The organism is Streptomyces sp. EDA2-14 (assembly GCF_054963755.1).
The window spans coordinates 1,100,362-1,122,396 of record NZ_JBUEGE010000001.1 but is presented as its reverse complement, the minus strand read 5'-3'; the positions used below and the strand labels follow the sequence as shown (position 1 = coordinate 1,122,396).

21 protein-coding genes are annotated in these 22,035 nt (G+C 71.9%); 7 read left to right on the top strand and 14 right to left on the bottom strand.

All coding sequences use genetic code 11. From position 1 onward, the window contains the following. Positions 1 to 16: 16 nt before the first annotated feature. The 4 genes from ACY34M_RS05005 to ACY34M_RS04990 all read right to left on the bottom strand — a co-directional run bounded on the left by ACY34M_RS05005 (position 17) and on the right by ACY34M_RS04990 (position 6,042). Entirely contained in the window at positions 17 to 1,462 is a 1,446-nt protein-coding gene (locus tag ACY34M_RS05005) for a lysine N(6)-hydroxylase/L-ornithine N(5)-oxygenase family protein (protein ID WP_462718696.1), read from the bottom strand. Further along, entirely contained in the window at positions 1,459 to 2,859 is a 1,401-nt protein-coding gene (locus tag ACY34M_RS05000; protein ID WP_462718695.1) for a pyridoxal phosphate-dependent decarboxylase family protein, read from the bottom strand. Before ACY34M_RS05000 ends, ACY34M_RS05005 begins: the two co-directional genes overlap by 4 nt. 205 nt (positions 2,860 to 3,064) lie before the next feature. After that, the gene (gene pepN, locus ACY34M_RS04995) at positions 3,065 to 5,581 is read right to left on the bottom strand and encodes an aminopeptidase N (protein WP_462718694.1); all 2,517 of its coding nucleotides are present in this window, start codon (positions 5,579 to 5,581) and stop codon (positions 3,065 to 3,067) included. A 122-nt stretch (positions 5,582 to 5,703) separates the two neighbouring features. Beyond that, positions 5,704 to 6,042 carry a chorismate mutase gene (locus ACY34M_RS04990; RefSeq protein WP_462718693.1) on the bottom strand — a complete coding sequence of 113 codons (339 nt, stop codon included), beginning with the start codon at positions 6,040 to 6,042 and terminating at the stop codon, positions 5,704 to 5,706. A gap of 132 nt (positions 6,043 to 6,174) precedes the next feature. Between ACY34M_RS04990 and ACY34M_RS04985 the strand changes: the two genes are divergently transcribed. Further along, a complete protein-coding gene (locus tag ACY34M_RS04985; protein WP_462718692.1) occupies positions 6,175 to 7,086 on the top strand; it encodes a hypothetical protein in 912 nt (303 codons plus the stop codon). A gap of 24 nt (positions 7,087 to 7,110) precedes the next feature. Here the strand turns inward: ACY34M_RS04985 and ACY34M_RS04980 are convergent, their stop codons facing one another. Together ACY34M_RS04980 and ACY34M_RS04975 are read right to left on the bottom strand one after the other, a co-directional pair. Further along, positions 7,111 to 8,055, bottom strand: coding sequence for an SDR family oxidoreductase (locus tag ACY34M_RS04980; protein WP_462718691.1), 945 nt, complete (start codon positions 8,053 to 8,055; stop codon positions 7,111 to 7,113). Between the two features lies 1 nt (position 8,056). Further along, positions 8,057 to 8,797 (bottom strand): SDR family oxidoreductase, encoded by a 741-nt coding sequence (locus ACY34M_RS04975; protein WP_462718690.1) that lies wholly within the window; start codon positions 8,795 to 8,797, stop codon positions 8,057 to 8,059. 131 nt (positions 8,798 to 8,928) lie between these two features. Between ACY34M_RS04975 and ACY34M_RS04970 the strand changes: the two genes are divergently transcribed. The 5 genes from ACY34M_RS04970 to ACY34M_RS04950 are packed head-to-tail and all read left to right on the top strand — an operon-like array spanning position 8,929 to position 13,367. Then, complete coding sequence (locus ACY34M_RS04970) at positions 8,929 to 9,699, top strand: enoyl-CoA hydratase family protein (RefSeq protein WP_462718689.1); 771 nt, start codon at positions 8,929 to 8,931, stop codon at positions 9,697 to 9,699. After that, a complete protein-coding gene (locus tag ACY34M_RS04965) occupies positions 9,696 to 10,550 on the top strand; it encodes a CoA transferase subunit A (RefSeq protein ID WP_462718688.1) in 855 nt (284 codons plus the stop codon). Before ACY34M_RS04970 ends, ACY34M_RS04965 begins: the two co-directional genes overlap by 4 nt. After that, complete coding sequence (locus ACY34M_RS04960) at positions 10,547 to 11,302, top strand: CoA-transferase subunit beta (RefSeq protein WP_462718687.1); 756 nt, start codon at positions 10,547 to 10,549, stop codon at positions 11,300 to 11,302. Before ACY34M_RS04965 ends, ACY34M_RS04960 begins: the two co-directional genes overlap by 4 nt. Positions 11,303 to 11,343: 41 nt before the next feature. Next, positions 11,344 to 12,393 carry an NAD(P)H-dependent flavin oxidoreductase gene (locus ACY34M_RS04955; RefSeq protein WP_462718923.1) on the top strand — a complete coding sequence of 350 codons (1,050 nt, stop codon included), beginning with the start codon at positions 11,344 to 11,346 and terminating at the stop codon, positions 12,391 to 12,393. Between the two features lie 41 nt (positions 12,394 to 12,434). After that, entirely contained in the window at positions 12,435 to 13,367 is a 933-nt protein-coding gene (locus ACY34M_RS04950; protein WP_462718686.1) for a tyrosine-protein phosphatase, read from the top strand. 289 nt (positions 13,368 to 13,656) lie between these two features. Here ACY34M_RS04950 and ACY34M_RS04945 read toward each other — a convergent pair whose 3' ends face one another. From ACY34M_RS04945 to hsaA, 7 genes are all read right to left on the bottom strand, one after another. Further along, the gene (locus ACY34M_RS04945) at positions 13,657 to 15,261 is read right to left on the bottom strand and encodes a DEAD/DEAH box helicase (RefSeq protein WP_462718685.1); all 1,605 of its coding nucleotides are present in this window, start codon (positions 15,259 to 15,261) and stop codon (positions 13,657 to 13,659) included. A 132-nt stretch (positions 15,262 to 15,393) separates the two neighbouring features. Further along, positions 15,394 to 15,597 (bottom strand): cold-shock protein, encoded by a 204-nt coding sequence (locus ACY34M_RS04940; protein WP_462718684.1) that lies wholly within the window; start codon positions 15,595 to 15,597, stop codon positions 15,394 to 15,396. Between the two features lie 173 nt (positions 15,598 to 15,770). Further along, positions 15,771 to 16,322 carry a TetR/AcrR family transcriptional regulator gene (locus tag ACY34M_RS04935; protein WP_462718922.1) on the bottom strand — a complete coding sequence of 184 codons (552 nt, stop codon included), beginning with the start codon at positions 16,320 to 16,322 and terminating at the stop codon, positions 15,771 to 15,773. Positions 16,323 to 16,440: 118 nt separating this feature from the next. Beyond that, entirely contained in the window at positions 16,441 to 17,007 is a 567-nt protein-coding gene (locus ACY34M_RS04930; RefSeq protein ID WP_462718683.1) for a flavin reductase family protein, read from the bottom strand. Further along, positions 16,995 to 17,912, bottom strand: a complete 918-nt coding sequence (locus ACY34M_RS04925) for a VOC family protein (RefSeq protein ID WP_462718682.1) — start codon at positions 17,910 to 17,912, stop codon at positions 16,995 to 16,997. Before ACY34M_RS04925 ends, ACY34M_RS04930 begins: the two co-directional genes overlap by 13 nt. Before the next feature lie 23 nt (positions 17,913 to 17,935). Beyond that, positions 17,936 to 18,805, bottom strand: a complete 870-nt coding sequence (hsaD, locus tag ACY34M_RS04920; protein WP_462718681.1) for a 4,5:9,10-diseco-3-hydroxy-5,9,17-trioxoandrosta-1(10),2-diene-4-oate hydrolase — start codon at positions 18,803 to 18,805, stop codon at positions 17,936 to 17,938. Beyond that, complete coding sequence (hsaA, locus tag ACY34M_RS04915; protein WP_462718680.1) at positions 18,802 to 19,995, bottom strand: 3-hydroxy-9,10-secoandrosta-1,3,5(10)-triene-9,17-dione monooxygenase oxygenase subunit; 1,194 nt, start codon at positions 19,993 to 19,995, stop codon at positions 18,802 to 18,804. The genes hsaD and hsaA overlap by 4 nt, the downstream gene beginning before the upstream one ends. A gap of 211 nt (positions 19,996 to 20,206) precedes the next feature. Here hsaA and ACY34M_RS04910 point away from each other — a divergent pair, with 211 nt between their 5' ends. Further along, complete coding sequence (locus ACY34M_RS04910; RefSeq protein ID WP_462718679.1) at positions 20,207 to 21,097, top strand: IclR family transcriptional regulator; 891 nt, start codon at positions 20,207 to 20,209, stop codon at positions 21,095 to 21,097. Between the two features lie 14 nt (positions 21,098 to 21,111). Here ACY34M_RS04910 and ACY34M_RS04905 read toward each other — a convergent pair whose 3' ends face one another. Further along, a complete protein-coding gene (locus ACY34M_RS04905; protein WP_462718678.1) occupies positions 21,112 to 21,924 on the bottom strand; it encodes an SDR family oxidoreductase in 813 nt (270 codons plus the stop codon). Between the last annotated feature and the right edge of the window lie 111 nt (positions 21,925 to 22,035).

The window sequence follows — 22,035 nt, the reverse complement described above, 5'->3', positions numbered from 1 at the left end:
GATAGGACTCGGTGGCTCAGTCCTGGAGTTTGACCATGGTGCCGCGCTCTCCTGTCTGCTGTCCGGGCAGGTGGGCGCGGTGGTCGTGGCCGGTGAGGCCGAAGGTGGTGAAGGCGGTGCGCCGCGGCTGGGGGTAGGGGTCCTTGCCGGTGAGGGAGTTGAGGATGGTGGCGCTGCGCCAGGCGGCGAGTCCGAGGTCGGGAGCGCCGACGCCGTGGGTGTGGCGTTCGGCGTTCTGTACGTAGACGGAGCCCTGGACGCGTTCGTCGAGGACGAGGCGGAAGCGGTCGTCGATGCGGGGGCGTTCGGAGCGGTCGCGGCGCAGGTAGGGGTCGAGTCCGGCGAGCATGCCGCTGAGCTGGCGTTCCTTGTAGCCGGTGGCGAGGACGACGGCGTCGGTGGTGAGGCGGGAGCGGGTGCCCTGCTGGCGGTGTTCGAGGTGGAGTTCGACCTTGGTGGTGGCGACGCGGCCGGCGGTGCGGATGCTGACGCCGGGGGTGAGGGTGGCGTCGGGCCAGCCGCCGCCGAGGGTGCGCTGGTAGAGCTCTTCGTGGATGGCGGCGATGGTGTCGGCGTCGATGCCCTTGTGGAGCTGCCACTGGGCGGGGACGAGGCGGTCGCGCTCGTCCTCGGGGAGTTGGTGGAAGTAGCGGCTGTAGTCGGGCGTGAAGTGTTCGAGGCCGAGCTTGCTGTACTCCATGGGGGCGAAGGCTTCGCTGCGGGCGAGCCAGTGGATCTTTTCGCGGCCTGCGGGGCGGGACCTGAGGAGGTCGAGGAAGATCTCGGCGCCGGACTGTCCGCTGCCGACGACGGTGATGTGCTCGGCGGCGAGCAGTCGCTCGCGGTGGGCGAGGTAGTCGGCGGAGTGGATGACGGGGACGGTGGGGGCTTCGGCGAGGGGCTTGAGGGGGTCGGGGATGTGGGGTGCGGTGCCGACGCCGATGGCGACGTTCTTGGTGTAGGTGCGGCCGAGGGCCTCGGCTTCGCCTTCGGCGTCGAGTTGGGTGAAGTCGACTTCGAAGAGGGCGCGTTCGGTGTTCCAGCGGACGGCGTCGACCTGGTGGGAGAAGTGGAGTCCTGGAAGGTTCTCGCTGACCCAGCGGCAGTAGGCGTCGTATTCGGCGCGCTGGATGTGGAAGCGCTCGGCGAAGTAGAAGGGGAAGAGGCGCTCGCGGGTCTTGAGGTACTGGAGGAAGCTCCAGTTGCTGGTGGGGTCGGCGAGGGTCACCAGGTCGGCGAGGAAGGGGACTTGGAGGGTGGCGCCTTCGATGAGCAGGCCGGGGTGCCAGTGGAAGGCGGGGCGCTGTTCGTAGAAGGCGGTGTCGAGTTCGGTGAGGGGGTGGGCGAGCGCGGCGAGGGAGAGGTTGAAGGGGCCGATGCCGATGCCGACGAGGTCGCGGGGTTCTTCGGTGGGCGGTGTTGCGGGCTTGTCGGGGGTGGGCCCGGCGGGGGCGGCTGTCATCGGGGGGTGTGTCCTTCCACCAGTGCCAGGAGGGCGGTGAGGTCTTCGGGGGTGGCGTGCGGGTTGAGCAGGGTGGCTTTGAGGTAGAGCTGTCCGTCCATGCGGGCGCGGCCGAGGACGGCGCGTCCTTCGGCGAGGAGGGTGCGGCGGATCTCGGCGATGGTCTCGTCGTCGGCGCCGGTGGGCCGGAAGAGGACGGTGGTGAGGGTGGGGGTGTCGTACAGCTCGAAGTGCGGGTGGGCGTCGACGAGTCGCGCCAGGTGGTGGGCGAGCGCGGTGACGTCGTCGACGAGGGCGGCGAGGCCGGTGCGGCCGAGGGCCTTGAAGGTGACGGCGGTCTTGAGGACGTCGGGGCGGCGGGTGGTGCGCAGGGAGCGTCCGAGGAGGTCGGGGAGTCCGGCCTCGGTGTCGTCGTCGGCGTTGAGGTATTCGGCCTGGTGGGCGAGGGCGGTGGTGTCGGCGGTGTCGCGTACGGCGAGGATTCCGGCGGCGACGGGCTGCCAGCCCAGTTTGTGCAGGTCGAGGGCGACGGTGTGGGCGCGGGCGAGGCCTTGCAGTTTGGGGGCTTCGCGGGGGCTGAAGAGGGCGCCCGCGCCGTAGGCGGCGTCGATGTGGAGGCGGGCGCCGTGCCGCTCGCAGAGCTCGGCGATCTCGGGGAGCGGGTCGATGAGTCCGGCGTCGGTGGTGCCTGCGGTGGCGGCGACGAGTTTGGGTCCGGGCAGTGCGGTGAGTGCTTCGTCGAGGGCGGCGGGGTCGAGGGTGCCGGCGGGGGCGGGGACGACGACCGGTTCGGGCAGGCCGAGGAGCCAGGCGGCGCGGGCGACGGTGTGGTGGGCGTTGGCCCCGACGAGGAGCTGGACCGCTTCGCCGGCGGTCTCGCGGGCGGTTTCGCGGGCGAGGAGGACGGCGAGCTGGTTGGCTTCGGTGCCGCCGGTGGTGACGAGGGCGTCGGGAGCGGGGCCCCGGGGGTTCGCTCCGTAGACCTCGCGGGCGAGGGTGGTGGTGACGAGGGCTTCGAGGGCGGAGGCGGCGGGGGCCTGGTCCCAGGAGTCCATGGAGGGGTTGAGGGCGCTCGCGGCGAGGTCGGCGGCGGTGGCGACGGCGAGCGGCGGGCAGTGCAGGTGGGCGGCGCACAGCGGGTCGGCGGGGTCGGCGGCGCCTTCGGCGAGGGCGGTGACGAGGCTGCGCAGCGCGTCCTCGGGGCCTGTGCCGTGGGTGGGCAGCAACTCTCCTACGTGGTGGTGGAGTTGCGCCGCGACGGCCTCGGGTCCGCCGGCCGGGAGCGGACCGCCCCGGTGGGTGGCGCCCTTGTGCAGGGCGTCGAGGACGGTGGCGAGCAACGGCCGCAGGGCGTCGGGGCCTTGGGTACCTCCGGCGAGGGGCGGCGTGCTGCGCATACGGGTCCTTTGCGTGGTAGGCGTACGTGATCCCTCAGCTTGCCTTTTGCCTGCTGATGCGTACGCCGTACCGATGAAGCTGACCCGAAAGTGGTATGGGTGGGCGTGGGGCCGGGGGTGGGTGTGCTAGGTCCTGCGGGCTGCGCACCCGGTCCCCGGTCGCCCTGAGGGCTTGTCCCTCAGGGCGCGTCCTCGGGACTGGTTCTCAATCGCCGGACGGGCTTGAATCGCGCACCCGCAGCGCGCGGCGCAGGTCGTCGAGCTGGTCGGTCAGTTTGCGGCGCAGGGACGGGATGAGCGTCGGGTCCGGGTCCGCGAGGTGGGTTTCGCCGAGGCGCAGTGTGTCGCTGTCGATGGCGTACACGGGGAACGCGTGGCGGCCGGCGGCCTCGGCGATCGCGGGGCCGCGGCGTGCGGCGAGCGCGGTGGCGTCGGTGAAATAGCGGGGGACGTAGCCGCGCAGCAGGTCGGTCTGTTCGGGCTGCCAGAAGCCTTGCGCTGTGGCGATGAACAGGTAGTTGGACAGGTCGTCGTCGGGGTCGGTGGTGAACATCGCGGACCAGGCCTGTGCCTTGGTCTGCGGGTCGGGCAGTGCGGCGCGGCAGCGGGCGGCGCCTTCCTGTCCGGTGGCGCTGGGGTCGTGGACGAGTTCGGCCTCGATGACGGCTTCGTCGACGGCGCCGAGGACGCTGAGCCGGCCGAGGATGCGCCAGCGCAGTTCGGGGTCGAGTTCGGGTCCGCCGGGGACCGCCCCGGAGTCGTACCAGTCGCGGATGACGTCGGCGTGCCGGGCGGCGTCGACGAGGTGGCGTACGGCGGTGAGGCGGAGTCCGGGGTGGCTGCCGTCCTCGGTGCGGCGGACGAGGTCCTCGCACAGGGAGGTGATGAGGTCGAGGGCGGCGGGGCGCTCGGCGGGGTCGGTGCAGCGGTCGGCGACCTGGGTGTGGGCGAAGGCGAGGACGCCCTGGACGAGGGCGAGGTCTCTCTCCTCGGGGAGGTGGGCGGCGACGGTCTCCAGGTAGGCGGCGGGGGCGAGTTCGCCGTCGCGGACCATGTCGCGCAGCGTGTTCCACACGACGGTGCGGCTGAGGGCGTCGGGGATGCCGGAGAGGCCTTGCAGGGCGGTTTCCCGGGATGTGGCGTCGAGGCGGATCTTGGCGTAGGTGAGGTCCTGGTCGTTGGGGACGATCAGGGCGGGGCGCGGGCCGCGGAACGTGGGCGGGGTCGCGTCGCCGGGTACTTCGACGTCGAGGCGTTCGCGCAGGACGAGTCCGCGGGTGGTGGCGGGGTCGCGGTCGTAGAGGCCGACGGCGATGCGGTGGGGCCTGCTGCCCTCTCGGTCGACGCCGAGGTTCCAGGAGCCGTCGGTCCCGGTCACGGTGGTGGTGAGGGTGTCGACGCCGGTGGTGCGCAGCCAGGCGTCGGCCCAGGCGTGCACGTCGCGCGAGGTGTTCGCGGCGAGGGACTCGATGAAGTCGGCGAGGGTGGCGTTGGCGAACTTGTGGCGCTTGAAGTGGGTGTTGATGCCGGCGAGGAAGTCCTTCTCGCCGAGCCAGGTGACGAGCTGGCGCAGTGCGGAGGCTCCCTTGGCGTAGGAGATTCCGTCGAAGTTGAGGAGTGCGGAGGCCGTGTCGGGCACGGATTCGGGGGCGACGGGGTGGGTGGAGGGGCGCTGGTCTGCGTCGTAGCCCCAGGTCTTGCGGGCGACGCCGAAGTCGATCCATGTGTCGGTGTAGCGGGTGGCTTCGGTGAGGGTCTGGTAGCCCATGTATTCGGCGAACGACTCGTTCAGCCAGATGTCGTCCCACCACTTGAGGGTGACGAGGTCGCCGAACCACATGTGGGCCATTTCGTGGGCGATGACCATGGCGCGGGTCTGGCGCTCGGTGTCGGTGACGGCGGAGCGGTAGACGAATTCGTCGCGGAAGGTGACGAGGCCGGGGTTCTCCATGGCGCCGGCGTTGAATTCGGGGACGAACGCCTGGTCGTAGGAGTCGAAGGGGTAGGGCTCGTCGAACTTCTCGTGGTAGCGGTCGAAGCACGCGCGCGTGGCGTCGAGGAGTTCGTCGGCGTCGGCGTCGAGGTGGGGCGCGAGGGAGCGGCGGCAGTGCAGGCCGAAGGGGAGGCCGCGGTGTTCGGTGCGGATGGAGTGCCAGGGGCCGGCGGCCACGGCGATCAGGTACGTGGACAGGAGCGGGGTGGTGGCGGCCTGCCAGCGGCCGTCCCCCAGGTGTTCGGTGACGCCGTTGGCGAGGACGGTCCAGCCTTCGGGGGCGGTGACGGTGAGGTCGAAGGTCGCCTTGAGGTCGGGCTGGTCGAAGGCGGCGAAGACGCGCTGCACGTCCTCCATGAACAGCTGCGTGTACGCGTACGTCTCGCCGTCGGTGGGGTCGGTGAAGCGGTGCATGCCCTCGCCGGTGTGCGAGTAGCGCATGGCGGTGTCGATGCGCAGCTCGTGGGCGCCTTCGGTGAGGCCGGTGAGCGGGAGCCGGTTGTCGTCGAGGGCGGCGGGGTCGAGGGGCTGCCCGTCGAGCGTGACGGAGCGGAGTGCGGCGGGCTTGAGCTCGACGAATGTGTCGCCCGTGGTGAGCGCGGTGAACCGGATCACGGTGCGGGAGTCGAAGGTCTCGTCCCCGGCGGTGAGGTCGAGGTCGACGGTGTATCGCTCGACGTCGATGAGCCGGGCTCGGGTCTGCGCTTCGCTGCGCGTCAGTACGGGCATGCGGTAATGCTGCCGTACGCCTCCGGCGGGGAACAGGGGGGATCATTTCGCCCAACCGAGGGTGCGCTCTCGGGGCGCTGCCCCGGACCCCGCTCCTCAATCGCCGGAGGGGCTTGATTCGGTCAGCGTTTGGTGTCCTCCGCGATTTGTTCGTGGTGGCGGATGACCTCGGAAATAATGAAGTTCAGGAACTTCTCGGCGAAGGCCGGGTCCAGTTTCGCGTTCTCCGCGAGTTGACGCAGGCGCTCGATCTGGCGGGATTCGCGGGCCGGGTCCGCCGGGGGCAGGTCGTGTTCGGCCTTGAGGTGGCCCACCTGCTGCGTGCACTTGAAGCGCTCGGCGAGCATGTGGACGACGGCGGCGTCGATGTTGTCGATGCTGTCGCGCAGCCGGCCGAGCTCGGCGCGCACGGCCGGGTCCGTCTGCTGGGCCGGCTTGTCCTGGGGCGTGCTGGTGGTCATGACGGATCAGCCTACGTCGCGCCCGTACGGGTCCGTGGGGCGCCTCTGGCGTGGTGTTCCGCAAGGGGGCCGGGCCGTACTCTGAAGACGCCGGGTCCGGGTGCGGGTCCGGGGGCCCCGGGGGGTGCGCGCGTGGTGAACGGCGGACCGGTGGTGCACGGCTATCCGCATCTGGAGACGGTGCGGACGGCGATCACCGCGCTCTACAGGCGGCTCTCGTACGACTCGGTGCACTCGTTCTCGGCGAGTGTCGCCCCGGCCGACGTGGCGTTCAGCGATGTCGACGACCTGTATCTGGGTGCGCAGCGGGTGGCGCGCGAGCTGGTGCGGCACTATCGGCTCCCGGACGCGCGGATGATCGTGAGTTTCCGGGAGATGCGGCATGCGGCGAGTGTCGAGCTGGCGGCGGGTCCTGAGTACTTCATCGAGTTGAACGACCGGTTCCGTACGCACCGCAGGGACATCGGTGCGGCGCTCGCGCACGAGATCATGCATGTGTATCTGCACCGTCTGGACCTGTCGCTGCCGGGGACGCGGGACAACGAGATCCTGACGGACACGGCGGCTACGTATTTGGGGGCGGGCTGGCTGCTGCTCGACGCGTATCGGGAGGATGCGGCGTCTTCGCAGAAGCTGGGCTATCTGACGCCCGAGGAGTTCGGGTACGTGCTCGCGAAGAGGTCCCTCACCTTCGGTGAGGGACCGGAGACGTGGTTCACGAGTCCGCAGGCGTACTCGGCCTATACGAAGGGTCTGGCGCAGGCGCGGCTCGACGAGCGGCAGCCGCCGTTGACGGCGGCGGGGTGGGCGGGGCGGCGGCGGTATGCGAAGGACCGCCGGTATGCGCAGGACCACGGTCCGCGGGGCCCGGCCCCTGCGGGCCCGTACGCGTTCTCCGCGGCGGACGGGGCGCAGGGGCGGGGCGGCGGGCTGCGGGTGGCGTTTCCCTGTCCGACGTGTCATCAGCGGATCCGGGTGCCGGTGCGGGGCCGGGTGCGGGCGCGGTGCGGGTTGTGCCGGACGGTCCTGGAGTGCGACACGTAGGCCGTGCCGTCACTCCTCGGTCCGTCACGCCGCCCCGTACACGCCTCCCGGTACGGCCGCGCGTGCCAGCAGTTCACGGGCCGTCTCGCCCGAGGCCGCCGGTGTCCACCGCTCCTCCTTGTCGACGGTCGGGCCGGGCCGCCAGCCCTCCATGACGGTGATGCGGCCCGCCTCCACCTCGAAGACCCGCCCGGTCACTCCGTCCGCCGCGGGCCCCGAGCCGAGCCATACGACGAGCGGCGACACGTTCTCCGGCGCCATCGCGTCGAAGGCGTCCGCCCCCGGCGCCGCCATGGTCTCGGCGAACGTGGCCTCGGTCATCCGGGTGCGGGCGGCCGGCGCTATCGCGTTGACCTGTACGCCGTAGCGTCCCATTTCGGCGGCCGCCACCAGGGTCAGGCCGAGGATCCCGGCCTTCGCCGCGCTGTAGTTGCCCTGCCCGACGGAGCCCAGCAGGCCGGCTCCTGAGGAGGTGTTGACGACGCGGGCGGTGGGTGTGCGGCCCGCCTTCGACTCCGCCCGCCAGTACGCGGCGGCGTGCTTGAGCGGCAGGAAGTGGCCCTTGAGGTGGACGCGCATCACGGCGTCCCAGTCGTCCTCGTCGAGGTTGACCAGCATGCGGTCGCGCAGGAACCCCGCGTTGTTCACCAGGGTGTCCAGCCGTCCGAAGGTGTCGACGGCCGCCGCGACGAGCGAGGCGGCGCCTTCGGAGGTCGCGATGTCGCCGCCGTGCGCCACCGCCTCGCCGCCCGCCGCGCGTATCTCCTCGACCACTTGGGCCGCCGGACTGTCCGGGGCGGGGGCGCCGTCCAGGCCCACCCCCAGATCGTTCACCACGACCTTCGCGCCCTCGGCCGCGTACGCCAGCGCGTGCGCGCGGCCCAGTCCGCGCCCGGCCCCGGTGACGGCGACCACCCGCCCCGCGCACAGGCCGCCGCTCTCGCCGTCGATCGCCTTCTCGTCCGCCATCTCACGCCTCCTTGTTGACAGTTGCCGCGTCCAGGAACGCGGGAAGCTCGCCGCCGCCGTGCATCAGCAGGCTCGCTCCGGTGATGTACGAGGCGGCGTCCGACGCCAGGAACACCGCCGCGTCGCCGACCTCGCGCGGCTCGGCCAGGCGCCCCATGGGCACCGTCGCCCCCACGGCGGCGATGCCCTCCTCGTCCCCGTAGTGCAGTGCGCTCAGTTCGGTACGGACCATGCCGAGTACCAGTGTGTTCACCCGGATCTCCGGGGCCCACTCCACCGCCATGGACCGCGCGAGGTGCTCCAGGCCCGCCTTCGCCGCCCCGTACACGGCGCTGCCCGGTGAGGGGCGGCTGCCGCTGACGCTGCCGATCATCACGATCGAGCCGCGCGCGGCGGCGAGCTTCTCGCGGGCGGCCAGGGACGCGGTGAGCGCCGACGTCAGGTTCAGCTCCAGCACGCGCGCGTGCCGGGCCGCGTCCGCCTCCGCGAGCGGCCGGTAGGGCGTGCCCCCCGCGTTGTTGACCAGCACGTCCACCCGGTCGAGGCCCGCGAAGAGCTCCTCCACGGCCGCCGCGTCCCGCAGGTCGACCGGTATGAACTCGCATCCCTCGACCGGCACTTCGGGCGGTCTGCGGGCGCAGGTGATCACCCGCGCCCCGGCCCGTGCGAAGGCGCCCGCGATCCCGGCGCCCACTCCCCTCGTGCCGCCCGTGACGACGGCGACCCGACCGCTCAGATCCATCCCGGACCCCTTCCCGACCCTTTCGGGTCCTCTTGCGCCGAGCGCTGCCCGACCCATTCCGCTGCCCCTCGCCGCCTGCTAACGTCGTCGGCGTACCAAACAAACGTTAGGTGGAAAGGTAGCTGAACGCCATGGGTGTCTCCACCTCCTCACCCGAAAAGGGCATCGCCGTCGTCACGGTCGACTTCCCTCCCGTCAACGCGCTGCCGGTGCAGGGCTGGTACGACCTGGCGGACGCCGTGCGCGCGGCGGGCCGCGATCCCGATGTGCGCTGCGTCGTACTGACCGCGGCGGAGGACTCCCGTGGGTTCAACGCCGGGGTGGACATCAAGGAGATGCAGCGCGAGACGGCCGCGGCGGGCGGCGGCCACAGCGCCCTGATCGGCGCCAACCGCGGCTGCTACGAGGCGTTCTCGGCGGTGTACCAGTGCGAGGTCCCGGTGGTCGCGGCCGTCGGCGGCTTCTGCCTGGGCGGCGGCATCGGTCTCGTGGGGAACGCGGACGCGATCGTGGCGAGCGACGACGCCACGTTCGGCCTGCCCGAGCTCGACCGGGGCGCGCTCGGCGCGGCCACGCACCTGGCCCGTCTCGTCCCGCAGCATCTGATGCGCGCGCTGTTCTACACGTCGCGGACGGCCACGGCAGCCGAGCTGCACGCCCACGGATCGGTGTGGCAGGTCGTCCCGCGGGAGCGACTGCGCGAGACGGTCCTCGAGCTGGCCCGCGACATCGCCCGCAAGGACGGCTATCTGATCCGCCTCGCCAAGTCCGCGCTCAACGGGATCGACCCGGTGGACGTGCACCGCAGCTACCGATTCGAGCAGGGCTTCACCTTCGAGGCGAACCTGAGCGGGGTCGCCGACCGGGTCCGCGACACCTTCGGACAGGAGACCGACCGATGAGCACTCCCGACAAGACCATGACGCCCGACGACGTGGTCGGGCGGCTGCGCAGCGGCATGACGATCGGCATCGGCGGCTGGGGCTCGCGCCGCAAACCCATGGCGCTGGTGCGGGCGCTGCTGCGCAGTGACGTCACGGACCTCACCGTCGTCTCGTACGGGGGTCCGGACGTCGGGCTGCTCGCGGCGGCCGGGAAGATCCGCAAGCTGGTCGCGGCGTTCGCGACGCTCGACTCCATCCCGCTCGAACCGAACTTCAGGGCGGCGCGCCAGAAGGGCGCGTTCGAGCTGATGGAGGTCGACGAGGCGATGTTCATGTGGGGGCTGCACGCGGCGGCGAACCGTCTGCCGTTCCTGCCCGTGCGGGCGGGCATCGGCTCGGACGTGATGCGCGTCAACCCGGGCCTGCGGACGGTGACTTCGCCGTACGAGGACGGGGAGACGTTCGTCGCGATGCCGGCGCTGCGCCTCGACGCGGCGCTGGTGCACGTCAACCGCGCGGACCGCGCGGGCAACGGACAGTACCTGGGCCCCGACCCGTACTTCGACGACCTGTTCTGCGAGGCGGCGGACAGCGCGTACGTGTCGTGCGAGCAGTTGGTCGACGGCTTCGGGCCCGAGACGGTGCCGCAGACGCTGCTGGTCAAGCGGCATGCGGTGACGGGCGTCGTGGAGACGCCGCACGGCGCGCACTTCACGTCGTGCGTGCCCGACTACGACCGCGACGAGGCGTTCCAGAAGCTGTACGCGAGCACGCCCTGGACCGAGTTCGCCGAGCGGTTCCTGCCGCCCGGCGGTGACGAGAAGCAGTACCAGTCCGCCGTTCAGGCCTGGCACGAGGAGCAGAAGTGAGCGTCACGACGACAGAGGTGTCCCGCGCCGAGTACTGCGTGATCGCGTGCGCCGAGGCCTGGCGGGACAACGGGGAGGTGCTGGCCAGCCCGATGGGCCTGATCCCGGCCGTCGGGGCGCGCCTCGCCAAGCGGACCTTCTCCCCCGGCCTGCTGCTCACCGACGGCGAGGCGATGGTGGTCGGGCTCGACGGCGCGGCGGAGGGCTGGCTCCCGTACCGGCAGCATCTGACGATGGTCACCGGCGGGAAGCGGCACGTGATGATGGGGGCGAGCCAGCTCGACCGGTTCGGGAATCAGAACATCTCGTGCATCGGCGACTGGGAGCGGCCCGACCGCCAGCTCCTCGGGGTGCGCGGCGCTCCCGTGAACACGCTGAACAATCCGGTGAGTTACTGGGTGCCCAAGCACAGCCGCCGGGTCTTCGTCGAGAAGGTCGACATGATCAGCGGGGTGGGCTACGACAGCGCGGCCGCGGCGGGCCCGTCGGCGACGCGGTTCCATCGCATCCCGCGCGTGGTCACGAACCTGGCCGTCCTGGACTTCGACACCGAGGACCACGCGATGCGGCTGGTCTCCGTACATCCGGGCGTCACGGTGGAGGAGGTCCAGGAGGCGACGGGGTTCGCGCTGGTGCTCCCGGAGGGCGGCGAGGTGCCGTGCACGCGTGAGCCCACGGCGGAGGAGCTGCGGCTGATCCGGGAGGTCGTCGACCCCGACGCCAAGCGGGATCTGGAGGTCAAGCCGGTATGACGCCGTCTTCCGAACCGGCGCCGGACTCCGCGGCGTTCACGATCCCGACGCCCCTGACCCGGCTCACCGGCGTGCGGCACCCCATCGTGCAGACGGGGATGGGGTGGGTCGCGGGGCCGCGCCTGGTGTCGGCGGCGGCGAACGCGGGGGCGCTCGGCATCCTGGCGTCCGCCACCATGACGCTCGACCAGCTCCGGTCGGCCGTACGGGAGGTGAAGTCGCGTACGGACCAGCCGTTCGGGGTGAACCTGCGGGCCGACGCGGGGGACGCGCGCGAGCGGGTCAAGGTGATCGTCGAGGAGGGCGTGAAGGTCGCCTCGTTCGCCCTGGCGCCCTCGCGCGAGCTGATCGCCGAGCTGAAGGACGCGGGCGCCGTCGTGATCCCGTCGATCGGGGCGCGCCGGCACGCCGAGAAGGTCGCGGCGTGGGGCGCGGACGCGGTCATCGTGCAGGGCGGTGAGGGCGGCGGGCACACCGGTGAGGTGGCGACGTCGGTCCTGCTGCCGCAGGTGGTGGACGCCGTCGACATCCCGGTCGTCGGGGCGGGCGGTTTCCGCGACGGCCGGGGGCTGGTCGCCGCGCTCGCCTACGGGGCGGCCGGGGTCGCCATGGGGACGCGATTCCTGCTGACGTCGGACTCGACGGTGCCGGACGCGGTGAAGGCGAAGTACCTCGCGGCGAGCGTCAAGGACGTCACGGTGACGACGGCGGTGGACGGCCTGCCCCACCGGATGCTCCGCACGGAGCTGGTCGAATCGCTGGAGAACGTGGGCCGTACGCGCGCGTTGCTGCACGCCGTGCGCCGTGCCACGGGCTTCAAGAAGCTGTCCGGCCTGAGCTGGCCGCAGATGGTGCGGGACGGCCTCGCCATGAAGCACGGCAAGGACCTCACCTGGAGCCAGGTGCTGCTGGCCGCGAACACCCCGATGCTCCTGAAGGCTTCCATGGTCGAGGGCCGCACCGACCTGGGCGTCATGGCCTCCGGCCAGGTCGCGGGGCTCATAGAAGACCTGCCCAGCTGCGCGGAGCTCGTCGACCGCGTGATGACCGAAGCACGCAAGACGCTGGAATCACTTCCCACTCCACCCTGACGGGGCAGCACGACTGCCCTCCTCCGCAGAGGAGTTCATGTATGCCGCACACGTACAGAACAGGGCACGTGCACAGAGCGGCGCTCACACGGCGCCGTGCGCTCGGCGCCACGCTCGGCACGGTGGCGGCGCTCGCCGTGGGGCCCGCCGCCACGGCGGCGCCGGGGAGGCCCGCCACCGAGGGCATCCGGCGGATTCCCCTCAAAGGGGCGGTCAACTTCCGGGACATCGGGGGCTACCGCGCGCGGGGCCGCGGCCGGGTCCGGTACGGGCTCGTCTACCGGGCCGACGCGCTGTGCGACCTGACCGACGCGGACGTGGAGCGGGTCGCCGGGCTGCGGCTCGCCGAAGTGGTCGACTTCCGGGTGTCGTTCGAAGTGCGCACGGACGGCGCCGACCGGCTGCCCGCGGGGCTCTCCGTGACCGCGCGGTCCGTCTCCGACGGCGGGCAGTACGAGCAGCTGATGGCCGCGATCGGTTCGAAGGACCCGGCGGTGCAGCAGCAGGCGCTCGGGGACGGCAGGGCGGCCGCCGGGATGCGGGCCACGTACCGGATGTTCGTGAACGACGCCGCGAACCGGGCCCGGTTCGGGCAGACGCTTCGGGACGCGGCGGAGGGCGGGCGGGGTGCGCTGCTGTACCACTGCACGTCCGGGAAGGACCGTACGGGCTGGTTGACGTACGTCCTGCTGCGCCTGCTCGGTGTGGAGGAACGGGTGGCGGTGGACGACTACTTGGCGTCGAACGTCTTCCGCGCCGCGCATGACGCGGAGGTTCGTGAGGGGTTGCGGCAGGCGGGGCTGATGCGGGATCCGGACCTGCTGATACCTGTCCAGGAGGTGCGGATGGAGTACCTGGGCACTGCGCTTGGGCAGGTGCGTCGGGAGTTCGGCGGTCTGCAGCGGTATGTGGTCGAGGGGCTTGGGGTGGATCGGTGTGTGGTGGGGGCGCTCAGGGGGCGGCTGCTGGGGTGAGGGCCGTCGTTGTGTTGCGCCGCAACGGGGCGGAGGTCGCGGGGCTCTGCCCCGGACCCCGCGCCTCAATCGCCGGCGGGGCTTGAATTACCGGGCCCGGCCGACCAGTGCGCCGCCACGGGGCGGAGGTCGCGGGGCTCTGCCCCGGACCCCGCGCCTCAATCGCCGGCGGGGCTTGAATTACCGGGCCCGGCCGCCCATGCACCCGAGCGGGGCTTGATTTACCGGACCCGGCTTGAATTACCGGGCCCGGCCGCTCCTGCGCCCCGGGCGGGGCTTGTGCCCGGTCCTACGCTGCCTGGCGGGGGTTGCGGGGGCCGCGGCCGCGGCGGTTGGCGGAGGAGGGCTGGCCGGCGTTGCCCGATGCCGAGCGGCGGCGGCCGCCGTTGCCCGAGCCCGAGCGCTGGCCCTCGGCGCCTGCCGCGCGGGCGCCGTTGCCGTTGCCGGAGCCGCCGCGCGAGCGGCGGGGACGGCGGGGCTTGGACGCGGTGGTGGGAGCCGTGGGCTCCGGTACGGCGATGGTGACCGCGACGCCGGACGGCTCGCGGGCGCCGGTGATCTGCGTCAGTTCCTCGTCCGTGGAGCGGACCTGCGTCGTGCGCGGCTTGATCTTCGCGTCGCGCATCAGGCGCTGCACGTCGCGCTTCTGCTCGGGCAGGACCAGGGTGACGACGCTGCCGGACTCGCCGGCGCGGGCCGTGCGGCCGCCGCGGTGCAGGTAGTCCTTGTGCTCGGTGGGCGGGTCGACGTTGACGACGAGGTCGAGGTCGTCGACGTGGATGCCGCGCGCGGCGACGTTCGTGGCGACGAGCGCGGTGACCCGGCCGTCCTTGAACTGCTCGAGCGTGCGGTTGCGCTGCGGCTGGCTGCGGCCGCCGTGCAGCGGCGCCGCGTACACGCCGGTGGCGAGGAGCCGCTTGGCGAGCCGGTCGGCGGAGCGCTTGGTGTCGACGAAGAGGATGACGCGGCCGTCGCGGGCGGCGATGCGCGCGGTGACGGCCTTCTTGTCGGTCTCGTCCAGGACGTGCAGGACGTGGTGCTCCATCGTCGTCACCGCGCCCGCGGACGGGTCGACGGAGTGCACGACGGGGTCGTTGAGGAACTGCTTGACGAGCCGGTCGACGTTCTTGTCGAGCGTCGCGGAGAACAGCATCGTCTGGCCGCCCGCCTCGACCTGCTTGAGGAGCGCGGTGACCTGCGGCATGAAGCCCATGTCGGCCATCTGGTCGGCCTCGTCGAGCACCGTCGTGCGCACCGAGCCGAGCACGCAGTCGCCGCGCTCGATGAGGTCCTTGAGGCGTCCCGGAGTGGCGACGACGACCTCGGCGCCGCGGCGCAGCGCGCCCGCCTGCCGGGAGATCGACATGCCGCCGACGACGGTCGCGAGGCGCAGCTTCAGCGCGGCGGCGTACGGGGTGAGGGCGTCGGTGACCTGCTGGGCCAGCTCACGGGTGGGCACGAGGACGAGCGCGAGAGGGGACTTCGGCTCGGCCTTGGCGCCGGTGGTGTGGGTGAGCAGCGGCAGGCCGAAGGCGAGGGTCTTGCCGGAGCCGGTGCGGCCGCGGCCGAGGAGGTCCCGTCCGGCGAGCGAGTTGGGGAGCGTCGCGGCCTGGATGGGGAACGGGTCGGTGACGCCCTGCTCGCCCAGCGTCTTCAGGAGGGCTTCGGGCATGTCGAGCTCGGCGAAGCTGTCCACGGCGGGCAGCGCGGGAGTGGTGTTCTCCGGCATGGTGAACTCGCTCGGCGGCGCCGGCTGTTGCTTGCGGCGCTGCTCGGGTGCGCGGCGCTGCCCGGCAACGGGACGGGGGCCGCGACGGCGGGAGGCCTGTGGCTGCGACGCGGAGCGTCCCGTCGAGGCGCGGCGGTCGGGCGACGGGCGGGGAGAACTGGCCATGCGGCGATGCCTTCCGGGACGGGACAGCAGGAACCGGGGCCCGCACCTTCGCGGTGCGGGCCCCGGCCCGGTGATGCTCGATCCGACGTCCGCCGGGTCAGCCCGGCGGAGTCGAGTGATCTACGAGCGAGATCAGGCGGGGACGATGTTCTCCGCCTGCGGGCCCTTCTGGCCCTGCGTGACGTCGAACGTCACCTTCTGGCCCTCCTGGAGCTCACGGAAGCCGGAGGCGTTGATGTTCGAGTAGTGGGCGAAGACGTCGGCGCCGCCGCCGTCCTGCTCGATGAAGCCGAAGCCCTTTTCCGAGTTGAACCACTTAACGATACCGGTGGCCATGTCGTTCTCCTTAAGAACAGGTAGCAGCCCCCATTCCCAGAACGCCCAGGTGAACGCCGGAACCGGGAATAATCCCGGGAAAAACAATAATGCGCCTGAGGAACATTCCCGTCAGGCGCACATAAAGTCTATGGGTACCAAAACTGCAACACGGTAGACCTTAGCACGCGGGGTCACCGCACCGCGATCCCGTCCAGCACCATCGACAGATATTGACGGGCGATCTCCTCGGGGCTGTGCCGGCCGCCGGGCCGGTACCAGGAGGCGGCGACCCACACGGTGTCGCGCACGAACCGGTAGGTGAGCCGGATGTCGAGATCGGCGCGGAAGACCTGCTCGTCGACGCCGCGCTCCAGGGTGGTCAGCCAGGTCTTCTCGAACCTGCGCTGCGACTCGGCGAGGAACGCGAAGCGTTCCTGGGTGACGAGCTGCTGGGACTCCCGCTGGTAGATCGCGACGGCGGCGCGGTGCCGGTCGATCTCCCGGAAGGACTCGGTGACCAGTGCCTCCAGGGTCTGCCTGGGGCCGAGGGCGTCGTCGAGCACGGTGTCGTAGCCCTCCCACAGCTCGTCGAGGAAGGTCCGCAGGATCTCCTCCAGCATCGATTCCTTGGAGTCGAAGTGGTAGTAGAGGCTGCCCGCGAGCATGCCCGCGTGATCGGCGATCTTGCGGACGGTCGTGGCGTTGTAGCCCTGCTCGGCGAAGACCTCGGCCGCGGTGTGCAGGAGTTCGCCGCGCCGCTCCTGCGCGCCGGCGTTCGTCGACTGGGGCTTGCTCTTGGCCGGCTTCGTTGACTGCGCGGGCTTCGTTGACTTCGTAGGCACCCGCCCATTGTCTCGGGCGTCACAGCCACTGGGCGAAGAGGTCCACCGTTTCCTGTCCCGCGGCGAAGCGGCCGGTGCCGAAGGCGGAGCGGAAGAAGAGGAGGGGGCGGCCGTCGGCGCGCGGGGTGGTGAGCGCGGTGACGCGGCCGATGACGATCTCGTGGTCGCCGCCGTCGACGGTGCGTTCGAGTGCGCATTCCAGGTGGGCGAGGGCGCCGTCGACCAGGACGCTGCGGTGGTCGCGTCCGGTGTGCCAATCGAGGTCGGCGAACTTGTCGGGGCGGCGGGAGCCGAGGGTGCGGCACTGGGCGCGCTGGTCCTCGGCGAGCACGGAGATTCCGAAGCGTCCGGCGGGGGCGATACGGGCCCAGCTGGTCGACGTACGGGCGACGCAGACGAGGACGAGCGGCGGGTCGAGGGAGAGGGAGGTGAAGGACTGGCAGGCGAGGCCCGCCGGGGCGCCGGCCTCGTCGAGGCCGGCGACGACGGTGACGCCGGAGGCGAACCGGGACAGGGCGTCCCGGAACTCCCCCGGCCCGACGCGCTCCCCCGGCCCTACGGCGTCCAGGGTGCTCAGCCGTTCCACTCGTGGCCCCACAGGGAGTCGGCGGTGATCTCCTTGGTCACCCAGGTGTCCGGGTCGACGACCAGTCCGTCCCAGCCGTACTCGACCTGGAAGCCGCCGGGCGCCTGGGCGTAGAAGGACACCATGTGGTCGTTGGAGTGCCGCCCGAGGGAGGAGGCGATGGGATGACCGGCCTTCTTCATGCGGTCGAGCCCGTAGCCGACGTCGTCAAGGTGCTCCAGCTCGACCATGAAGTGGACGATGCCGGGCGGCAGGGCGCCCGGGTAGAGGCCGAGGCTGTGGTGGCGGCGGTTCGGGGAGAGGAAGTACATGCGGTACGTGTCCTGGCCCGGCTTGCCGGTGGGGACGGCGGAGGGCGGGAGCTGCATGGAGTCGCGGAGCTGGAAGCCGAGGAGGGTCTCGTAGAAGTCGACGGCCTCGTCGATCTCGACGGCCGGGAGGACGACGTGGCCGAGGCCGAGGTCGCCCGCGCCCGCCTTGGTGTCGGTGCCGGTGACGAAGCGGTTGCCGTAGGGCGCGGCGAGCGGGGTGTGGTCCTGGGCCTGGCCCCAGTAGATCTCCAGGGGGTTGCCGGCGGGGTCGTCGACGTGGATCAGGCCCTGGACGCGGCGGTCGGCGAGGGTGGCGGCGTCGGCCTCCTTCACGGCGTGCCCGGCCGACGTCAGCTCGCTCGCCGCGAGGGCGAGTGCGCGGGCGTCGGCGACCTCGAAGCCCGCCGCGAGCAGCCGGTCCTGTGTTCCGGCCACGAACTGGAAGCGGTGGATGCGGTCGTCGATGCGGACGTTGAGCCGGGCGTCCGTGCTGCCCTGCGCCTCGGTCATGCCGAGGACGTCGAGGGCGTAGGTGCGCCAGGCGGCGAGATCGGCCGTCTCGATGCGCAGATAGCCGAGTGCGCGGATGTCCATCCGTAACTCCCCTGATGAATAAGTCAGTTGGTGAAGAAGTCGATTGCGAGGCGGTTGAACTCGTCGGCCTTCTCGGTCTGCGCCCAGTGGCCGCACTTCGGGAAGACGTGCAGCCGGGCGTTGGGCATCGTCTTGAGGGCGACGAACGCGCCGTCGATCGGGTTGACACGGTCCTCGCGCCCCCAGGTCAGCAGCGTCTCGTGCGGGATCTTCGCGGCGTCGCGCCAGATCTGGGTGCGCTCGGCCCACTCGGGGTTGGCGAAGGAGGCGCCCATGCGGGCGGTGCCGAGGCGGACGTCGGGGTCGACGGCGCGCAGGTAGCGCTCCTCGACGAAGGCGTCCGTGACGATCGACTTGTCGTACGCGAGGGTGGTGAGGAAGGCCCGCATCTGGTCGCGGGTCGGCTCGGCGGCGGTGTTGAACTCGAAGAGCTGCCGGATGCCTTCGGTGGGGTCGGCGTGGAAGAGGTTCAGGAAGATGCCGCCGGGGCCCATGAGGAGGAGCTTGCGGGCGCGGTCGGGGAAGTCGAGGGCGAGCCGGGCCACGGTGCCGCCGCCGAGGGAGTTGCCGACGAAGTCGGCCTGCCGGATGCCGAGTTCGTCCATGAGGGCGACGGTGCAGCGGGCGGAGGCCGTCCAGTAGTCGGCGTCGAGCTCGGGTTTGTCGCTGGCGCCGAAGCAGACCTGGTCGAGGAGGATCGTGCGGAATCCGGCCTCGGCGAAGACCGGCAGGTTGGCGCCGAAGTTGGACCAGCCGCTCGCGCCGGGTCCGCCGCCGTGCAGGAAGATCACGGCGGGCCCGTCGGCAGGACCGGCCTCGTGGTACGCGAGCCGGATGCCGCCCGCCTTCACGAAGCGGCGGGTGTGCTCGGACGTGTACGCGGCGGTGGTCACAGCATCACGTCCTGGATCTCCAGGCCGAGGGCGTCCTGGCCGTAGATGAGCAGGGCCCGCTCCGGGTCGTTGGCCGCGTGGCCGCGCCCGGTGTGGATGTCGCGCCAGGCGCGCTGGATGCCCGCGGGGCCCGCGCCGGTGCGCATCGCGTTGCCGCCCGCGTTCTCCATCAGCAGGTCGACGGCGGCCGCGGCGCGCTCGGTGGCGAGCACCTGGTCGCGGCGGGCACGGGCCCGCAGTTCGACCGTCAACGGGTCGCCCGCGCAGGCGAGTGCGTACATCTCGGCGATGTTGCCGCGCAGTTGGCGCCAGGCCGCGTCGATGTCGCTGGCGGCGCGGGCGAGCCGGATCTGCGCGAACGGGTCCTCGGCGACCTTCTGCCCGTACGACACGCGGATGCGCTCGCGGGTCGCGGCGACGAATCCGTCCCAGGCGCCCTGCGCGATGCCGACGATCGGCGTGGAGATCGTGGTGGTGAAGACGCTCGCGTACGGGAGCCGGTAGAGCGGGTCGGGGTTGACCTCGGCGCCGGGCGGGGTGAGGGCGGTGACCGGGCCGAAGGAGAGGGCGCGGTGCTCGGGGACGAGGACGTCGTCGACGACGATGTCGTTGGAGCCGGTGCCGCGCAGGCCGACGGTGTCCCACACGTCCTTGATCTCGTAGTCGGCGCGCGGCAGCAGGAACGAGCGCATGTCGACGAGGTTGCCGTCGGCGTCGGGCACGAGCGCGCCGAGGATCACCCACTGCGCGTGGTCGCAGCCGGAGGAGAAGTGCCAGCGGCCGGAGAGCCGGAAGCCGCCGTCGACGGGGGTGACCTTGCCGGTGGGGGCGTACGAGGAGGAGATGCGGGTGTCGGCGCGCTCGCCGTGCTCGCCCCACACCTCGTCCTGGGCCCGCTGCTCGTAGAGGCCGACGTGCCAGGGGTGGACGCCGAGGACGGAGGCGACCCAGCCGGTGGAGCCGCAGGCCCGGGCGATCTCCTTGACGCCGTCGTAGAAGACGGTGGGGTCGGCGGCGAATCCGCCGTAGCGCTTGGGCTGCAGGAGGCGGAAGAAGCCGGTCGCGGTGAGTTCCTTGACGGTGGACTCGGGGACCTTGCGCAGTTCCTCCGCCTCGGCGGCACGTTCCGCGACGGCGGGCAGGAGGGCGCGGACCGAGGCGAGCACGTCCGCGGTGGTGTGGTCGGTCATGTCGACGACGCTAAGTGGCTCCGCCCGGGGGCGGACAGATGAGGTTCCCGGTGAGTGGGAAGGGGTCGTCCTCCTACGTCGCGGGGCTCTGCCCCGGACCCCGCGCCTCAATCGCCGGCGGGGCTTATTGTGCCCGGTCTCTTCCCACGTCAACGCGGTCGTGGCAAGGTCCATTCAACACTGCTGGTGCCCATTTCTACGGGGGTGTGCTGTGCTCGAAACGGCCCTGGAGGCAGACGCACCGCTGTCTCTCCTGGAGAAGGCGGAGAAGGTCCTCGCGGCCTTCGACGGCGGACGCGGTCGGCTGTCGCTGACCGAGATCATCCACCGTTCGGGCCTGTCGCGGTCGTCCGCGCACCGCATCCTCGACCAGTTGGTGAAGCTGCGCTGGCTGGACCGGGAGGGCCGGGACTACCGGCTCGGCCTGCGGATGCTGGAGCACGGCGGTCTCGCCGCGCACCACAACCGGCTGATCCGCGCTGCGATCCCGCATCTGGACGCGCTGCACGAGGCCACGGGCAAGCTCGTGCAGCTGTACGTCCTGGACGGGGTGACGGACGTGGTGTGCCTGGAGCGGGCCGGTTCGCTGCCGCAGTCGGTGGGCGACGCGACGGACCGGGCGTACCCGGTGCGGATCGGGGCGCGGCTGCCCGCGCACGCGACGGCGGCGGGCAAGGCGATCCTGGCGTTCGGCGACAAGGACGACATCGAGCGGGTCGTCGCGGCGGGCCTGCGGCCGCGTACGCACCGCACGGTGACGCGGCCCGACGTGTTCTGCTCGGAGCTGTCGCGGGTGCGCACGGCGGGGATCGCGTACGACCGCGGGGAGACGTTCTCCGGGCTCGTGTGCTCGGCGGTGCCGTTGCGCGGTGCGGGCCGGGCGGTGGCCGCCGTGTCGCTCGGCTCGCTGGGCGGGCTGCGGCCGTTGGAGCTGGCGGCGCCGCTGCTGCACGGGGCGGCGCGGGCGATCTGGCGGGATCTGAACGGTCCGGGGCGGGCGGCGCGGCACGCACCCGCCCCTGACGTGACGCCGCGGGACGCGGCGACGGACCGCACCATCCCCAATCTGCTGGGGTGGGTGCGGTCCGACTCCTGGATGTGAGCTGCTGCGCCAGGTCAGCCGGCCTGCGGGTGCCACACCTTCGGCCAGTCCGTGGCGCGCAGTTGCGCGTCGAGGCCGCCGTCCGCGTAGAAGACGGAGCCGACGCAGTACGCGGACTTCGGCGACAGCAGGAACTCGACGAGTTCGGCGATCTCCTCCGGCTTGCCCGCCCGGCCCGCCGGGATGGCGGCGAGGAACTGCCTGATGCCCTCGGCGGTCGCCGGGTCCTCGGCGGCGGCGCGGGTCATCGGGGTGTCGATGTAGCCGGGCGCGACCGCGTTGAGGCGGATGCCGTCGGCCTGGTGGTCGGCGGCGCGGCTGCGGGCGTACCAGGCGAGGGCGGCCTTGGTGGCCGGGTAGGCGCCGACGCCGCCGTCGCGGGCGCCCGCCTCGTCGGCGATGCGGCGGGCCTCGGTCTCGTCGCCCGCGAGGCAGGCCGCGGCGACCTGTTCCGGCCAGTCGGGCTGGGTGGTCGTCGAGTTGGAGGAGGCGAGGACGACGGACGAGGTCCCGGCGGCGGCGAGCGCCGGGCGCAGCCCCTCCAGCAGGTGGATCGCACCGAAGTAGTTGACGGACACGAGCAGGCTGGACGAGCGGCCCGCGCCGCCCGCGAGCCCGGCGAACGGCAGGAACCCGTCGAGTCTGCCGCCGCTGATCCGGGTGATCTCGGCGACGGCGTGCGCGCGTCCCTCGGGGCTGCCCAGGTCGGCGGTGACGTCGGCGTTCTTGAGGTCGACACCGATGACGGTGTGCCCCTGGGCGCGTAGCCGTTCGGCGAGCATGGCGCCCATGCCGGAACCGGCTCCGGTGACGGCGATCGTGGACATGTGGTCCTCCGGCTCTGCGGTGAGAAGGATGATCTGTCTACTCCAGCATGCGGCCCTTCGGCACGGCTGTGACCGGGACTTTCGTCACTTTCGGCAGCAATCGCACCGTAC

What these genes read in the sequence shown, in the direction of transcription:
- ACY34M_RS04980 (WP_462718691.1), bottom strand. Translation starts at nt 8,055, where the DNA reads ATGGCGGACGAGAAGGCGATCGACGGCGAGAGCGGCGGCCTGTGCGCG.
- pepN (WP_462718694.1), bottom strand. Translation starts at nt 5,581, where the DNA reads ATGCCCGTACTGACGCGCAGCGAAGCGCAGACCCGAGCCCGGCTCATC.
- ACY34M_RS04970 (WP_462718689.1), top strand. Translation starts at nt 8,929, where the DNA reads ATGGGTGTCTCCACCTCCTCACCCGAAAAGGGCATCGCCGTCGTCACG.
- ACY34M_RS05000 (WP_462718695.1), bottom strand. Translation starts at nt 2,859, where the DNA reads ATGCGCAGCACGCCGCCCCTCGCCGGAGGTACCCAAGGCCCCGACGCC.
- ACY34M_RS04975 (WP_462718690.1), bottom strand. Translation starts at nt 8,797, where the DNA reads ATGGATCTGAGCGGTCGGGTCGCCGTCGTCACGGGCGGCACGAGGGGA.
- ACY34M_RS04990 (WP_462718693.1), bottom strand. Translation starts at nt 6,042, where the DNA reads ATGACCACCAGCACGCCCCAGGACAAGCCGGCCCAGCAGACGGACCCG.
- ACY34M_RS04925 (WP_462718682.1), bottom strand. Translation starts at nt 17,912, where the DNA reads ATGGACATCCGCGCACTCGGCTATCTGCGCATCGAGACGGCCGATCTC.
- hsaA (WP_462718680.1), bottom strand. Translation starts at nt 19,995, where the DNA reads ATGACCGACCACACCACCGCGGACGTGCTCGCCTCGGTCCGCGCCCTC.
- ACY34M_RS04950 (WP_462718686.1), top strand. Translation starts at nt 12,435, where the DNA reads ATGCCGCACACGTACAGAACAGGGCACGTGCACAGAGCGGCGCTCACA.
- ACY34M_RS04905 (WP_462718678.1), bottom strand. Translation starts at nt 21,924, where the DNA reads ATGTCCACGATCGCCGTCACCGGAGCCGGTTCCGGCATGGGCGCCATG.
- ACY34M_RS04945 (WP_462718685.1), bottom strand. Translation starts at nt 15,261, where the DNA reads ATGGCCAGTTCTCCCCGCCCGTCGCCCGACCGCCGCGCCTCGACGGGA.
- ACY34M_RS04965 (WP_462718688.1), top strand. Translation starts at nt 9,696, where the DNA reads ATGAGCACTCCCGACAAGACCATGACGCCCGACGACGTGGTCGGGCGG.
- ACY34M_RS04940 (WP_462718684.1), bottom strand. Translation starts at nt 15,597, where the DNA reads ATGGCCACCGGTATCGTTAAGTGGTTCAACTCGGAAAAGGGCTTCGGC.
- ACY34M_RS05005 (WP_462718696.1), bottom strand. Translation starts at nt 1,462, where the DNA reads ATGACAGCCGCCCCCGCCGGGCCCACCCCCGACAAGCCCGCAACACCG.